Source organism: Klebsiella sp. JN_Kp121 (assembly GCF_040062145.1).
Taxonomy (GTDB): Bacteria; Pseudomonadota; Gammaproteobacteria; order Enterobacterales; family Enterobacteriaceae; genus Klebsiella; species Klebsiella aerogenes.
The window spans coordinates 12,140-26,929 of record NZ_JBEAHX010000014.1 but is presented as its reverse complement, the minus strand read 5'-3'; the positions used below and the strand labels follow the sequence as shown (position 1 = coordinate 26,929).

Genomic DNA, 14,790 nt, shown 5'->3' with positions numbered 1-14,790 from the left:
GCGTGCGCCACCCAGAGACTTTCATCGGAGATGACAACGGAGGAACCGATATGTCACAAGATCCATTCCAGGAACGCGAAGCTGAGAAGTACGCGAATCCAATCCCGAGCCGGGAATTTATCCTCGAACATTTAACCAAACGCGAAAAACCGGCCAGCCGTGATGAGCTGGCGATTGAGTTAAATATCGAGGGCGAAGAACAAACCGAAGCGCTACGTCGTCGCCTGCGTGCAATGGAACGCGATGGCCAGTTGGTGTTTACTCGCCGTCAGTGCTATGCGCTGCCGGAACGTCTCGATTTAGTCAAAGGCGTCGTTATTGGCCACCGCGACGGCTACGGCTTTTTACGCGTCGAAGGGCGTAAAGACGACCTGTATCTTTCATCTGAGCAGATGAAAATGTGTATCCATGGCGATCAGGTGCTGGCCCAGCCGTTGGGCGCCGATCGTAAGGGGCGTCGCGAAGCGCGCATCGTTCGCGTGCTGGTGCCGAAAACCAGCCAGATCGTCGGCCGTTATTTCACCGATGCCGGTGTAGGCTTCGTGGTGCCGGATGACAGCCGTCTTAGCTTCGATATCCTGATCCCGCCTGAAGAGATCATGGGCGCGCGTATGGGCTACGTGGTGGTGGTCGAGCTGACCCAGCGTCCAACCCGCCGTACCAAAGCGGTCGGCAAAATAGTTGAAGTGCTGGGCGACAACATGGGCACCGGCATGGCCGTTGATATGGCGCTGCGTACCCATGAGATCCCTTACGTCTGGCCGCCGGCGGTGGAAAAACAGGTCTCCGGCCTCAAAGAGCAAGTGCCAGAAGAGGCGAAAGCCGGGCGCGTCGATTTGCGCTCTCTGCCGCTGGTCACTATTGACGGCGAAGATGCCCGCGACTTCGATGACGCGGTGTATTGCGAGAAAAAACGCGGTGGCGGCTGGCGACTGTGGGTGGCTATCGCCGACGTGAGCTACTACGTGCGCCCCGGTACGCCGCTGGACGGCGAAGCGCGCAGCCGCGGGACGTCAGTCTACTTCCCTTCGCAGGTCGTACCGATGCTGCCAGAGGTGCTGTCCAACGGCCTGTGTTCGCTGAACCCACAGGTCGATCGCCTGTGTATGGTCTGCGAAATGACGATCTCGTCAAAAGGCCGCCTGACCGGCTTTAAATTCTATGAAGCGGTGATGAGCTCTCACGCCCGCCTGACCTATACCAAGGTGTGGCATATGCTGCAGGGCGATCAGGAGCTACGCGAGCACTATGCGCCGCTGGTGAAGCATATTGAAGAGCTGCATAACCTCTACAAGGTGCTGGATGGCGCCCGTGAAGAGCGCGGCGGTATCTCATTTGAAAGTGAAGAAGCTAAATTCATCTTCAACGCCGAGCGTCGTATCGAGCGTATTGAACAGACTCAGCGTAACGATGCGCACAAGCTGATTGAAGAGTGCATGATCCTGGCGAACATCTCCGCGGCGCGTTTCGTTGAGAAAGCGCAGGAGCCGGCGCTGTTCCGTATTCACGATAAGCCAAGCACCGAAGCGATTACCGCCTTCCGTACCGTGCTGGCGGAACTGGGGCTGGAACTACCGGGCGGCAACAAGCCGGAGCCGCGCGATTACGCCGAGCTGTTGACTTCCATCGCCGATCGCCCGGATGCGGAAATGCTGCAGACGATGCTGCTGCGTTCTATGAAGCAGGCGGTCTACGATCCGGAAAACCGCGGCCACTTCGGCCTGGCGCTGCAGTCATACGCCCACTTCACCTCGCCGATCCGTCGTTATCCTGACCTGTCGCTGCATCGCGCTATTAAGTATTTACTGGCGAAAGAGCAGGGACATAAAGGCAATAGCACCGAGACCGGCGGCTGGCACTACAGCATGGAAGAGATGCTGCAGCTGGGCGAGCACTGCTCGATGACCGAGCGCCGCGCCGATGAAGCAACGCGTGAAGTGTCAGACTGGCTGAAGTGCGACTTCATGCAGGATCAGGTGGGCAACACCTTCTCCGGCGTGATCGCCAGCGTCACCGGCTTTGGCTTCTTCGTCCGCCTGAACGATCTGTTTATCGATGGTCTGGTACATGTCTCCTCGCTGGATAATGACTACTATCGCTTCGACCAGGTAGGACAGCGGCTGATTGGCGAGTCCGGCGGCCAGACTTACCGCCTGGGCGACCGCGTGGAAGTGCGCGTCGAAGCGGTCAATATGGATGAGCGTAAGATTGATTTCAGCCTGATTTCCAGTGAACGCGGCCCGCGTAATGTCGGCAAAACCGCACGCGAAAAAGCGAAGAAGGGCGCGCCGGGTAAAAACGGCGGCGGCCGTCGTCGCCAGGTTGGCAAGCAGGTAAACTTCGAGCCGGATAGCGCCTTCCGCAAGGAAAAAGAGAAAGCTAAAGCCAAACCGAAAGGCGAGAAGAAAGCGAAAAAGCCGTCGGCGAAAACGCAAAAAATCGCCGCGGCAACCAAAGCCAAGCGCGCGGCAAAAAAGAAGAACGCCGAGTGATTGACGTCCCTTCACCCTGAAGCCTGCTGGGGTGGGGTGAAGGGGGCGGATAACAGAACCTAAAACGAGTACATCAATGAGTGAAATGATTTACGGCATCCATGCGGTGCAGGCACTGCTGGAACGCGCACCTGAGCGTTTTCAGGAAGTTTTTATTCTGAAAGGCCGTGAGGATAAGCGTCTGCTGCCGCTGATTCATGCCCTTGAAGCGCAGGGCGTGGTGATTCAGGTTGCCAGCCGCCAGTTCCTCGATGAGAAAAGCGAAGGCGCGGTGCATCAGGGCATCATTGCCCGCGTGAAGCCGGGACGTCAGTATCAGGAAAACGATCTGCCGGATCTGCTGGCGCAGTTCGATCAACCGTTCCTGCTGATCCTCGACGGCGTCACCGATCCGCACAACCTCGGCGCCTGCCTGCGTAGCGCCGACGCCGCCGGCGTGCATGCGGTGATCGTGCCGCGCGATCGTTCCGCTCAGCTCAACGCTACGGCGAAGAAAGTCGCCTGCGGCGCGGCGGAAAGCGTGCCGCTGATCCGCGTCACTAACCTGGCGCGGACCATGCGTCTGCTGCAGGAAGAAAACGTGTGGATCGTTGGTACCGCCGGCGAAGCCGACCATACGCTGTTCCAGAGCAAAATGACCGGCCCGATGGCGCTGGTGATGGGCGCGGAAGGCGAAGGTATGCGTCGCCTGACCCGCGAACATTGTGATGAACTGATCAGTATCCCGATGGCGGGTAGCGTCTCTTCGCTGAATGTCTCCGTCGCCACCGGTATTTGCCTGTTTGAAGCGGTGCGCCAGCGCAGCTAAGCCGCCGCGGGCGCGGTAGGTTAGTCGTCCAGCGCCCGCAAATGATCGTTCTTATTGAGCGTCATCAGCGCGGCAATACTGACGACGGCCGTCGCCATCACGTAGTACGCCGGAATATCCAGATTACCGGTCTGTTTAATCAGGCCGGTAATAATCAACCCGGCACAGCCGGAGAAGACAGCATTCGAAAGCGAATAGGCTAAACCCAGCCCGGTATAACGCACTCTGGTTGGGAACATCTCCGCCAGCATCGCCGGCCCAGGCCCGGCCAGAATCCCCACCAGGCCACCCGCAATCAGCACCACGATACCTTTCACCAGCAGCGTACTGCTTTCCGCCTGCAATATTTTCAGCAGCGGTAGCGCCAGTACCAGCAGCAATACCGCAGCCGCGACCATCACCCGCCGACGTCCCCACTTATCGCTGAGCATCCCGGCAGGCAAGATGGTGATGGCGAAGCCAATATTGGAGATCACCGCAATCAGCAGTGCCTGATTAAAACCGGTGTGCAGCGCGGACTGAAGGTATGAGGGCATGATCACCAGGTAGGTATAACCCGCCGCCGACCATACCATCAGCCGGCCAATGCCGGTGAGAATCGCTTTGAGCGTCTGGCGCAAACTGGCGCGGGTTTCCGCGGGCGGTGTAGCCTGCTGCTGACGTAAAAAGCCCGGCGTCTCTTCCATTTTAACGCGTAGCCACAGCGCGACGATGCCCATCGGTATGGCGAGAAAGAAGGGGATGCGCCAGCCCCAGTCATGCAGCGATTCGGGGCTAAGCGCGGCGGAAATCAGCGCGACCACGCCTGCGCCTGCCAGCAGCCCCAGCGCGACGGTAAAAGATTGCCATGCGCCATACAGCCCACGCTTACCTTTAGGGGCGAACTCGGTCATCAGCGATACCGCACCTCCGTACTCGCCGCCGGCAAACAATCCCTGAAGAATACGTAATCCGGTCAGAATGAGCGGTGCGGCAATACCGATGCTGGCGTAAACCGGTACCAGTCCGATAGCCGTGGTGGCGAGCGTCATCAGTACCAACACGATAATCAGCGTCGGCTTGCGGCCGATGCGGTCGCCGAGACGGCCAAAAACGATGGCGCCCAGCGGGCGAAAGAAGAACGCTATCGCGAAAGAGGCGTAAGTCAGAATCAGCCCGGTCAGCGGCGCTTCTCCAGTCATTTGGAAAAAATTATTCGCAATTACGGTCGCCAGAAAGCCATAGACCGCGAACTCGTACCATTCAATAAAGTTACCGATAGAACCGGCGATCAGCGCGCGTTTTTGCGCTGCCGATGTTGTGCTGGCGGTGTGCATAGGAAGCCCCGACTGATACAAAACAGTAACGAATGAATAAATTATTCCATACATTTTTAATGAGAAAATTTTAAATTCTTATGCCTGTGATGGGCTTCACGAAGGCGGAGCGGTTTTTTTGTGAGCGTCTATGCGGCCGACCATACTTACTGTCAGAGCCATTGACGGAGGGAGACATCATGCACTGGCAAACGCATACCGTATTCAATCAACCGACGCCGTTGTGTAACAGTAATCTGTTTTTGTCCGATACCGCGCTTTGTGAGGCAGTGACGCGTGAAGGCGCCGGCTGGGATAGCGATCTGCTCGCCAGCATCGGCCAGCAGTTAGGCACGGCGGAATCGCTGGAGTTGGGGCGTCTGGCCAATAGTAATCCGCCGGAACTGCTACGCTACGACGCCACCGGCGCCCGATTGGATGACGTGCGGTTTCACCCCGCCTGGCATTTGCTAATGCAGGGACTGTGCGCCAACCGGGTGCATAATCTTGCCTGGCAGGAGGATGCCCGCGCGGGTTCGTTTGTTGCCCGTACTGCCCGCTTTATGCTGCATGCCCAGGTGGAGGCGGGAACGTTATGCCCGATAACCATGACCTTCGCCGCAACGCCGCTGCTACAGCGCGCGCTGCCCACCGTCTTTAGCGACTGGCTGCCGCCGTTGCTCAGCGACCGCTATGACCCGCATCTGGCGCCCGGCGATCAGAAGCGTGGGTTGCTGATTGGTATGGGAATGACCGAAAAACAGGGCGGTTCCGATGTGCTCAGTAATACCACCCGGGCGGAAAAAACGGCGGAAGGATTCTATCGGCTGGTGGGGCATAAATGGTTCTTCTCGGTGCCGCAGAGCGACGCGCATCTGGTGCTGGCTCAGGCGTCGGGTGGGCTCTCCTGCTTCTTTGTGCCGCGCTTTTTACCCGATGGCCAACGCAATGGCGTTCGCCTGGAGAGGCTGAAAGATAAATTAGGCAACCGCTCTAACGCCAGTAGCGAAGCCGAATTCTTTGACGCCTGCGGGTGGCTGATAGGCGAAGAAGGCGACGGCGTGCGGCAAATTCTCAAGATGGGCGCGCTGACCCGCTTCGACTGCGCCGCCGGCAGTCATGCCCTGATGCGCCGCGCTTACTCGGTGGCGCTGTATCATGCGCTGCAGCGTCAGGCGTTCGGCAAGAATCTGGCCGATCAGCCGATGATGCGTCAGGTGCTGGGCCAGATGGCGCTGCGTCTTGAAGGACAAACCGCTTTTCTGTTCCGTCTGGCTCGCGCCTGGGATCGGCGCGACGATGCGCATGAAGTGCTATGGGCTCGTTTATTTACCCCGGTCGCCAAGTTTGCTATCTGTCGCGCTGGTATACCGTTTGTCGCTGAGGCGATGGAAGTGCTGGGCGGTATCGGTTATTGCGAAGAGAGCGAACTCCCGCGCTTATACCGTGAGATGCCGGTGAATAGTATCTGGGAAGGCTCCGGCAATATTATGTGTCTCGACGTGATGCGGGTACTTAGCAAGCAGCCTGCGGCGCTAGAAATGCTGGCGGCGGAGTGTGCTGAGGTTAAGGGGCAGAACCGGCATTATGACCGCGCGTGGCGACAGCTTCAGCAACTCTTACGGCGACCTGTTGAGGCGCAGGGACGAGAAATAGCGCGTCTGGTGTATTGCCTGGGGGCGGGTGCGCAGATGCTGCGCTTTGCGTCGCCGCCGCTGGCCCAGGCATGGTGCCGAATGATGCTGGATCCGCGAGGAAGTGTCCGCCTGGACGCTCAACTGCTTGACGATGCGCTGCTGCGAGCAATGGGGCGCGGACGACAGCCGTCTCAGGCGTAGAGAATGGCCTGCACTCGCCAGCTATCCGGCTGCGGCTCTTCATACATCTGAACGATACGATACCAGGAAGCGCCCTGCTCATCGGCTTTTACGGCAATGGCGTGCTCGACATCCTGCTGACTGCCGGAGATATTATTGACGGAAATCAGACCAATTTCGTTCAGGCCGGTGACGCAATCCGCACTGGCGAATTCGGCTGACTGAGCGGAAGTATTGGCCGTCGCGGTGGTCAGCAACAGGCTGGGTAAGGTCAGTGATCGTTTCATCGTCAGCTCCATTTCACGTAATCCCGAGGGCAGTCCGTTTGCTAACGTTCTGCCAAAAAGGCTGGCCGAACGTTATTATGCGCAGGAGAACGTGAATGGACGCAAAGCAGTGTAAAGCTGATTAAAAGCGCATCACGCTGCTATTTATGATACAGAATCGCTTGCGAATACCACTGGCCGGGAACCATGGTGTCATCGATCATGACGATGACGTAGTAATCCGCTTTGGCGGCTTCTGCTTTGGCTTTCAACGCGGTCTCGACATCCATCGGCGAACCGTACATTAGCACGCTGACGGTACCTATCTTTTGCAGGCCCTCAGTCTGATTGCGACGAATCTCCTGCGGATGATCGCTTGCCGGCGGCGGTGCCTCCGGCGTACCCTGCAGGACACTACATCCGCTTAAGGCGAGAGCCAGTAACCACGGTGTAAACCTACGCATGACCATATCTCGTTTCCTGATAGTGATAGTGTAGTGGTAGCCTGAACATCATTTCTGGGGAATGTTCCCGAATTGTTATCTATCGCGCGATTTTCGAATGAAAATGTTATGAAAGCGTAACCGAGCTCTCAACATTATAATTCACGGCAAAAGCAGAATTTTGGTGGTTGCTTTTTGCGCATTGCGTGATGCCACTATAAAGAAGGAGACGATAAATGATAACACTCGAAATGCGCAATCTGGCGGGCGGTGAAGTGATTCACGCCTGTCCGGCTGGGATGGCGGAGAAACCGCTGCCGGTTATCGTCTTCTATCACGGTTTTACCTCTTCCAAACTGGTCTACAGCTACTTTGCCGTCGCGCTGGCCGAAGCCGGCTTCCGGGTGATTATGCCGGATGCCGCCGAACATGGCGCGCGTTTTCACGGCGATGATGCCGGGCGAATGCAGCGCTTTTGGCCGATCCTGCGACAAAACTTTGTTGAGTTTGCCGCACTGCGGGAAGCGATTATCGCTGAGGGGTGGCTGGAAGACGAGCGGCTGGCGGTGGCCGGCGCATCAATGGGCGGCATGACCGCGCTCGGCATCATGACTCATCATCCTGAGCTTAAATGTGTGGCCTGCCTGATGGGCTCGGGCTATTTCAGCACCCTTGCACAGACGTTGTTTCCGTCGCCCGAATTCGATACGGCAAGCCTGGCGGAGTGGGACGTCACTCATCAGCTGGCGGCAGTGGCTGATAAGCCGTTGCTGCTGTGGCACGGTGATGCCGATGATGTGGTTCCACCCGGTGACACTTTCCGTCTGCAGCAGGCGTTAACGCAGAGCGGCCTGGCAACTAACCTGACCTGCCACTGGCAAAAGGGCGTGCGTCACCGCATCACCCCGGAAGCGCTGGACGCGACCACCGCCTTTTTTCTGCGGCATCTTTAAACGCGAATAACCTGCACGCCCTGATCCTCAAGCTGCTTGAGGATCGTTTCATCGGCCTGCTTACCGGTGATAACCAGGTCGATTTGGCTGGCCTGGCTGAACAGCATCCCGGCGCGTTCGCCGACTTTGCTGCTATCGACCAGTACCGCCAGTTTGCCAACGACGTTAAGCATTTTCTGCTCGGCCATCGCAGTCAACATATCCGTTTTGTACAATCCCTCGGCGGTTAACCCTTTGCCGCTGGTGAACATCCAGTGCCCGGCATACAGGCTGTTTTCGCTACCCTGCGGGCTGAGGGTGATGAAGTGGCTGTGGTTATATTGCCCCCCCATAATGATCACGCTGTCATGCTCCTGATCAATCAGATAGTTGGCCAGCGGCAGGTAGTTGGTGATGATCTGCACCGGTTTGCCGCATAGTTCGCGGCCGAGCAGGAAGGCGGTGGAGCCGCAGTTGATAACAATGCTTTCGCCCGGCGACACCAGCTGCGAGGCGGCGCGGGCAATCCGCACTTTCTCATCATGGTTTTGCGCCTGATGAATGTTCATTGGCGACCATCGCGGGCGCTGTTCGCTGATGGCTTCCGCGCCGTTACGAACTTTTTTCAGCTTGCCGTTTTCATCCAGCTTATTAATATCGCGTCTTGCTGTCGCCGGAGAGATGCCGAGACGGGAAATTACCTGTTCAACGGTGACGAATCCCGTTTGCGCCAGCAAATCCAGTAAAATTTGATGTCTTTGCGCTTCAGTCATGAGCGAATCCGATTAAAAGTGACAAGCAAAGATGATATTTGAAATCAACGCTAAATACTAATGCGGAAAGGGAATTCCGGCGAGCGCGCCCGCCGGAATACGGTTACAAGAAGGATTTGAACGGCAGGTCCGGCTCAATGGTAAAGCAGTCGTCGAACCCGCGTGGGTAGTGGTACTCGAAATTGTCTTTATCCAGCGGCCAGGTAAATTTACCGCCGACCTGCCAGATAAACGGCTTGAAGCCGTATTTCAGACGATCTTTTTTCATCTCCCACAGTACGCGGATCTCTTGCGGGTCGGCCTGGAAGTTGGACCAGATATCGTGATGGAACGGGATAACCACTTTGGTATTCAGCGATTCCGCCATGCGCAGGATATCGGCGCTGGTCATTTTGTCGGTGATGCCGCGCGGGTTTTCCCCGTAGGAACCGAGGGCGACGTCAATCTGATGGTCGTTGCCGTGCTTCGCGTAGTAGTTGGAGTAGTGGGAGTCGCCGCTATGGTACAAGTTTCCGCCCGGCGTTTTGAACAGATAGTTGACCGCGCGTTGGTCCATGCCGTCCGGCAGCACGCCGGCGGCTTTTTGATCGGCGGGAAGGGTAATGAGGGCCGTACGATCGAATGCATCGAGCGCGTGGATCTCAATGTCTTTGATCTTCACCACATCACCCGGCTTCATGACGATGCAGCGTTCTTTCGGCACGCCCCAGCCAATCCACAGGTCAACGCAGGTTTTCGGCCCGATAAACGGCACATCGGCGGCGCAGTTTTGCATCACCGCGGCGGCGACGTTAACGTCGATATGATCGTTGTGATCGTGCGTCGCCAGCACGGCGTCAATTTGGCGGATGGCGAAAGGATCGAGCACGAATGGCGTAGTGCGCAGGTTCGGCTGTAGTTTTTTCACCCCGGCCATGCGCTGCATCTGGTGGCCGGTTTTCATCAGCGGATTACCGTGGCTCTGCTTACCGGTGCCGCACCAGAAATCGACGCAAATATTAGCGCCGCCTTCCGATTTAAGCCAAATACCGGTGCATCCCAGCCACCACATGGCAAAGGTGCCCGGCGCAACCTGCTCTTGTTCGATCTCTTCATTCAGCCAACTGCCCCATTCCGGGAAAGTGCTCAAAATCCAGGATTCACGGGTGATGGTTTGCACTTTACTCATCTATCTCTTCCTCTTTTATTTCAAAAGTAATCAATTGGTGATTTGTTTTGATTTATATTGTCACTGTTTTTTCAGGAATGCAATCGGCTATTTTCGATAAAAAGCGCTGATATCGTTGCGCTAACGCGCTGATAAACCCTGAGTTTAATATCATGGATGTATGTATATTGTTGATATTAGTGGTTTGTTTGGTTGTGATATGACGTAGTGGAAAATACACGCATAAAAAATGTGATTATTTGCGTGATGCGTCACATTTAATCAAATTCAATCTTGTTGTGATTGTTTTTGATTATTAGAGTGAGGGCGACGACAACTGCTGAGCGTCATGCGCGTTCAAAGCCTTCCTCTTCTGGAGTGTGTTATGGAGATCCTCTACAACATCTTTACCGTCTTCTTTAATCAGGTAATGACTAATGCCCCGCTGCTGCTGGGTATCGTGACCTGCCTTGGCTATATCTTGTTGCGTAAAAGCGTCAGCGTGATTATCAAAGGCACGATCAAAACCATCATTGGTTTCATGCTGTTACAAGCCGGCTCTGGCATTCTTACCAGCACCTTTAAGCCGGTGGTGGCGAAAATGTCAGAGGTTTATGGCATCAATGGCGCGATTTCCGACACCTACGCCTCGATGATGGCGACCATCGACCGGATGGGTGAAGCCTATAGCTGGGTGGGATATGCGGTGCTGTTGGCGCTGGCGTTAAACATCTGTTACGTCCTGCTGCGCCGCATTACCGGCATCCGCACCATTATGCTGACTGGCCATATCATGTTTCAGCAGGCGGGGCTGATTGCGGTCTCTTTCTTCATTTTCGGCTACTCCATGTGGACGACCATTATCTGTACCGCGGTACTGGTCTCCCTGTACTGGGGGATCACCTCCAACATGATGTTCAAGCCGACTCAACTGGTTACCGACGGTTGCGGCTTCTCTATCGGACACCAACAGCAGTTTGCCTCGTGGATTGCCTATAAAGTGGCGCCGTATCTGGGGAAAAAAGAGGAGAGCGTCGAAGACCTCAAACTGCCCGGTTGGCTCAATATCTTCCACGACAACATCGTCTCTACCGCGATTGTGATGACCATTTTCTTTGGCGCCATTCTGCTCTCCTTTGGTATCGACGTTGTACAGGCGATGGCGGGCAAAACCCACTGGACGGTCTATATCCTGCAGACCGGTTTCTCCTTCGCCGTGGCCATTTTCATCATTACCCAGGGCGTGCGTATGTTCGTCGCCGAGCTGTCCGAAGCCTTCAACGGTATCTCACAGCGCCTGATCCCCGGCGCCGTGCTGGCGATCGACTGCGCCGCTATCTATAGCTTCGCGCCGAATGCCGTGGTCTGGGGCTTTATGTGGGGCACCATCGGCCAACTGATTGCCGTGGGTATTCTCGTCGGCGTTGGTTCCTCCATCCTGATCATCCCGGGCTTTATCCCAATGTTCTTCTCTAACGCGACGATTGGCGTCTTTGCTAACCACTTCGGCGGCTGGCGCGCGGCGCTCAAAATCTGTCTGGTGATGGGCATGATTGAAATCTTCGGCTGCGTGTGGGCGGTGAAGTTGACCGGAATGAGCGCCTGGATGGGCATGGCGGATTGGTCAATCCTGGCGCCGCCGATGATGCAGGGCTTCGCCTCGATAGGGCTGGCGTTTATGGCCGTCATTATTCTGATTTCACTGGCTTATATGTTCTTCGCCGGCCGCGCGCTGCGCGCCGAGGAAGACGCAGAAAAACAACTGGCAGAAGCCTCTGCTCAATAAGGAGTTCTGATTATGACCGTACGTATTCTGGCTGTGTGTGGCAACGGGCAAGGAAGTTCCATGATCATGAAAATGAAGGTGGACCAGTTCCTGACGCAATCAAATATCGACCACACGGTGAACAGCTGCGCGGTAGGTGAGTATAAAAGCGAACTAAACGGCGCGGATATCATTATTGCCTCGACCCACATCGCCGGCGAAATCACCGTCACTGGCAATAAATACGTGGTTGGTGTGCGCAATATGCTGTCGCCTGCGGATTTCGGCCCAAAACTGCTAGAAGTGATCAAAGCCCACTTCCCGCAGGATGTGAAATAAGGAGCCGCCATGAAACTTCATGATTCTCTGGCGCAGAACCACTCCATACGCCTGCAGGCGGAGGCGGAAAGCTGGCAGGAGGCGGTGAAAATCGGCGTCGATCTGCTGGTGGCCGCCGACGTAGTGGAACCGCGTTACTACCAGGCGATCCTCGATGGCGTCGCGCAGCATGGCCCCTATTTTGTTATCGCGCCGGGGCTGGCGATGCCGCACGGCCGTCCGGAAGAGGGCGTTAAGAAAACCGGCTTTGCGCTGGTGACGCTCAAAAAACCGCTAATTTTCAATCACGAAGATAACGACCCGGTCGACATTCTGATCACCATGGCGGCAGTTGACGCCACCACCCACCAGGAGGTGGGCATCATGCAGATCGTTAACCTGTTTGATGACGAAGCCAATTTCGACCGTTTACGCGCCTGCCGCACCGAGCAGGAAGTGCTGGATTTAATTGAAAACGCCACTGCGGCGGCTGTTTAAGAGGGAGTTGATACGATGTCTCAGTTACCAATGTTGCAGGTTGCGCTGGATAACCAAACCCTGTCTCACGCCTATGAGACCACCCGGCTGATCGCCGAAGAGGTGGATATCATTGAAGTCGGCACTATTCTCTGCGTCGGCGAAGGAGTGCGCGCGGTGCGCGATCTGAAAGCGCTGTATCCGCATAAAATCGTGCTGGCGGATGCCAAAATCGCCGATGCCGGTAAAATCCTGTCGCGGATGTGCTTTGAAGCCAACGCCGACTGGGTGACCGTGATCTGCTGCGCCGATATCAACACCGCCAAAGGGGCGCTGGATGTCGCTAAAGAGTTCAATGGCGACGTACAAATTGAACTGACCGGCTTCTGGACCTGGGAGCAGGCGCAGGCGTGGCGTGATGCGGGTATTCAGCAGGTGGTCTATCACCGCAGCCGCGACGCGCAGGCCGCGGGCGTGGCGTGGAGCGAGGCGGATATCAGCGCGATTAAGCGCCTTTCCGATATGGGCTTCAAAGTCACCGTGACCGGCGGACTGGCGCTGGAAGACCTGCCGCTGTTCGCCGGTATCCCTATTCACGTCTTTATTGCCGGGCGCAGCATCCGCGATGCCGCCTCGCCGGTGGAAGCGGCTCGCCAGTTTAAACGCTCTATCGCCCAGCTGTGGGGTTAAGGAGCGGTTATGTTGTCGAAACAAATTCCGCTCGGTATCTATGAAAAAGCGCTCCCCGCCGGGGAGTGCTGGCTGGAGCGGTTACAGCTTGCGAAAGCGCTGGGTTTTGATTTTGTTGAAATGTCGCTTGATGAAACCGATGCCCGTCTCGCCCGGCTGGACTGGAGCCAGGAGCAGCGCCTCGCGCTGGTCAAGGCGGTAGCCGAAACCGGCGTCCGGGTACCATCGATGTGCCTTAGCGCCCATCGTCGTTTTCCGCTCGGCAGCGAAGATGACGCGGTGCGCAAGCAGGGGCTGGACATCATGCGTAAAGCCATTCAGCTGGCGCAGGATGTGGGGATTCGGGTGATCCAGCTGGCGGGCTACGATGTTTATTATCAGCAGGCGAATGATGAAACGCGCCGCCGTTTTCGTGAAGGCCTGAAAGAGAGCGTCGAGATGGCCAGCCGGGCCCAGGTCACGCTGGCGATGGAAATCATGGACTATCCGCTGATGAACTCGATCAGTAAGGCGCTGGGTTATGCCCACTACCTGAATAATCCGTGGTTCCAGCTTTATCCGGATATTGGCAATCTGTCGGCGTGGGATAACGACGTACAGATGGAATTGCAGGCCGGCATGGGGCATATCGTGGCGGTACATGTCAAAGATACGAAGCCCGGCGTCTTTAAAAACGTGCCGTTTGGTGAAGGGGTCGTCGATTTTGAACGTTGCTTCGAAACGCTCAAGCAGACAGGCTACTGCGGTCCGTATCTGATTGAGATGTGGAGCGAAACCACCGATGATCCGGCGGCGGAAGTCGCAAAGGCTCGCGACTGGGTGAAAGCGCGGATGGCCCGCGCGGGCCTGACGGAGGCGGCATAATGCAGCAGCTTAAACAGCAGGTATTTGCAGCTAATATGGATCTGCCGCGCTACGGGCTGGTGACCTTTACCTGGGGCAACGTCAGCGCAATCGACCGGCAACGTGGGCTGGTGGTGATTAAGCCCAGCGGCGTAGCCTACGAGTCAATGACCGTCGATGATATGGTGGTGGTCGATTTGCAGGGCAACGTGGTGGAAGGGCGCTGGCGTCCCTCTTCTGATACCGCTACCCACCTTGCGTTATACCGCCGTTATTCCGGCCTTGGCGGGGTGGTGCATACCCACTCGACGCACGCTACCGCCTGGGCGCAGGCGGGGCTGGCAATCCCGGCGCTCGGCACCACTCACGCGGACTACTTCTTCGGTGATATCCCCTGCACCCGGGCGCTCAGCGCACAGGAGGTGGAAGAGGCCTATGAGCTGAACACCGGGAAGGTGATTATCGAAACGCTGGGCGAGGCCAACCCGTTACATACGCCGGGAATTGTGGTGTATCAGCACGGACCCTTCTCCTGGGGGAAAGATGCCCACGAGGCGGTGCACAATGCGGTGGTGATGGAAGAAGTGGCGCGAATGGCGTGGATCGCCCGCGGCATTAATCCGCAGCTACAGCCCATCGACAGCTGGCTAATGGAGAAACATTTTCTGCGTAAACACGGGCCTGACGCCTACTACGGGCAGAAGTAAGCTACGCGCTCCGGGGC

The 14,790-nt window shown here is 56.6% G+C and carries 15 protein-coding genes; 10 read left to right on the top strand and 5 right to left on the bottom strand.

Annotation, left to right across the window (positions count from 1 at the left end):
• Positions 1–50: 50 nt before the first annotated feature.
• Positions 51–2,492 carry a ribonuclease R gene (rnr, locus tag ABLU86_RS17175; protein ID WP_015368626.1) on the top strand — a complete coding sequence of 814 codons (2,442 nt, stop codon included), beginning with the start codon at positions 51–53 and terminating at the stop codon, positions 2,490–2,492.
• Positions 2,493–2,568: 76 nt separating this feature from the next.
• Entirely contained in the window at positions 2,569–3,300 is a 732-nt protein-coding gene (gene rlmB, locus ABLU86_RS17170; RefSeq protein WP_015704174.1) for a 23S rRNA (guanosine(2251)-2'-O)-methyltransferase RlmB, read from the top strand.
• A 20-nt stretch (positions 3,301–3,320) separates the two neighbouring features.
• Here rlmB and ABLU86_RS17165 read toward each other — a convergent pair whose 3' ends face one another.
• Positions 3,321–4,616 carry an MFS transporter gene (locus ABLU86_RS17165; protein WP_348796031.1) on the bottom strand — a complete coding sequence of 432 codons (1,296 nt, stop codon included), beginning with the start codon at positions 4,614–4,616 and terminating at the stop codon, positions 3,321–3,323.
• 179 nt (positions 4,617–4,795) lie between these two features.
• Here ABLU86_RS17165 and ABLU86_RS17160 point away from each other — a divergent pair, with 179 nt between their 5' ends.
• Positions 4,796–6,433, top strand: a complete 1,638-nt coding sequence (locus ABLU86_RS17160; RefSeq protein WP_015368623.1) for an isovaleryl-CoA dehydrogenase — start codon at positions 4,796–4,798, stop codon at positions 6,431–6,433.
• On the opposite strand, the gene yjfN is transcribed toward ABLU86_RS17160, so the two are convergent.
• Entirely contained in the window at positions 6,424–6,699 is a 276-nt protein-coding gene (yjfN, locus tag ABLU86_RS17155; RefSeq protein WP_020079815.1) for a DUF1471 family protease activator YjfN, read from the bottom strand. The genes ABLU86_RS17160 and yjfN overlap by 10 nt on opposite strands.
• A gap of 140 nt (positions 6,700–6,839) precedes the next feature.
• On the bottom strand, positions 6,840–7,148 hold the full coding sequence (gene bsmA / locus ABLU86_RS17150) for a biofilm peroxide resistance protein BsmA (protein ID WP_015368621.1): 309 nt from the start codon (positions 7,146–7,148) through the stop codon (positions 6,840–6,842).
• 209 nt (positions 7,149–7,357) lie between these two features.
• On the opposite strand from bsmA, the gene yjfP reads away from it, so the two are divergent.
• Positions 7,358–8,074 (top strand): esterase, encoded by a 717-nt coding sequence (yjfP, locus tag ABLU86_RS17145; protein WP_063402259.1) that lies wholly within the window; start codon positions 7,358–7,360, stop codon positions 8,072–8,074.
• Here the strand turns inward: yjfP and ulaR are convergent.
• The gene (gene ulaR / locus ABLU86_RS17140; protein ID WP_015368619.1) at positions 8,071–8,826 is read right to left on the bottom strand and encodes an HTH-type transcriptional regulator UlaR; all 756 of its coding nucleotides are present in this window, start codon (positions 8,824–8,826) and stop codon (positions 8,071–8,073) included. The two genes, yjfP and ulaR, sit on opposite strands and share 4 nt — an antisense overlap.
• Before the next feature lie 103 nt (positions 8,827–8,929).
• Positions 8,930–9,994, bottom strand: a complete 1,065-nt coding sequence (gene ulaG / locus ABLU86_RS17135) for an L-ascorbate 6-phosphate lactonase (protein WP_047040128.1) — start codon at positions 9,992–9,994, stop codon at positions 8,930–8,932.
• A gap of 364 nt (positions 9,995–10,358) precedes the next feature.
• On the opposite strand from ulaG, the gene ulaA reads away from it, so the two are divergent.
• Genes ulaA through ABLU86_RS17105 form a run of 6 tightly spaced genes read left to right on the top strand, consistent with a single transcriptional unit; the run spans position 10,359 to position 14,773 of the window.
• The gene (gene ulaA / locus ABLU86_RS17130; RefSeq protein ID WP_015368616.1) at positions 10,359–11,759 is read left to right on the top strand and encodes a PTS ascorbate transporter subunit IIC; all 1,401 of its coding nucleotides are present in this window, start codon (positions 10,359–10,361) and stop codon (positions 11,757–11,759) included.
• 12 nt (positions 11,760–11,771) lie between these two features.
• Positions 11,772–12,077: a PTS ascorbate transporter subunit IIB gene (gene ulaB / locus ABLU86_RS17125; protein WP_001577590.1), complete on the top strand. Its 306-nt coding sequence runs from the start codon at positions 11,772–11,774 to the stop codon at positions 12,075–12,077.
• Between the two features lie 9 nt (positions 12,078–12,086).
• Positions 12,087–12,554 carry a PTS ascorbate transporter subunit IIA gene (gene ulaC, locus ABLU86_RS17120; protein WP_015368614.1) on the top strand — a complete coding sequence of 156 codons (468 nt, stop codon included), beginning with the start codon at positions 12,087–12,089 and terminating at the stop codon, positions 12,552–12,554.
• Between the two features lie 15 nt (positions 12,555–12,569).
• Positions 12,570–13,223 (top strand): 3-keto-L-gulonate-6-phosphate decarboxylase UlaD, encoded by a 654-nt coding sequence (gene ulaD, locus ABLU86_RS17115; protein ID WP_015368613.1) that lies wholly within the window; start codon positions 12,570–12,572, stop codon positions 13,221–13,223.
• 9 nt (positions 13,224–13,232) lie between these two features.
• On the top strand, positions 13,233–14,087 hold the full coding sequence (locus tag ABLU86_RS17110; protein WP_042895261.1) for an L-ribulose-5-phosphate 3-epimerase: 855 nt from the start codon (positions 13,233–13,235) through the stop codon (positions 14,085–14,087).
• Entirely contained in the window at positions 14,087–14,773 is a 687-nt protein-coding gene (locus ABLU86_RS17105; RefSeq protein ID WP_015704178.1) for an L-ribulose-5-phosphate 4-epimerase, read from the top strand. The genes ABLU86_RS17110 and ABLU86_RS17105 overlap by 1 nt, the downstream gene beginning before the upstream one ends.
• The last annotated feature ends 17 nt before the right edge of the window (positions 14,774–14,790 follow it).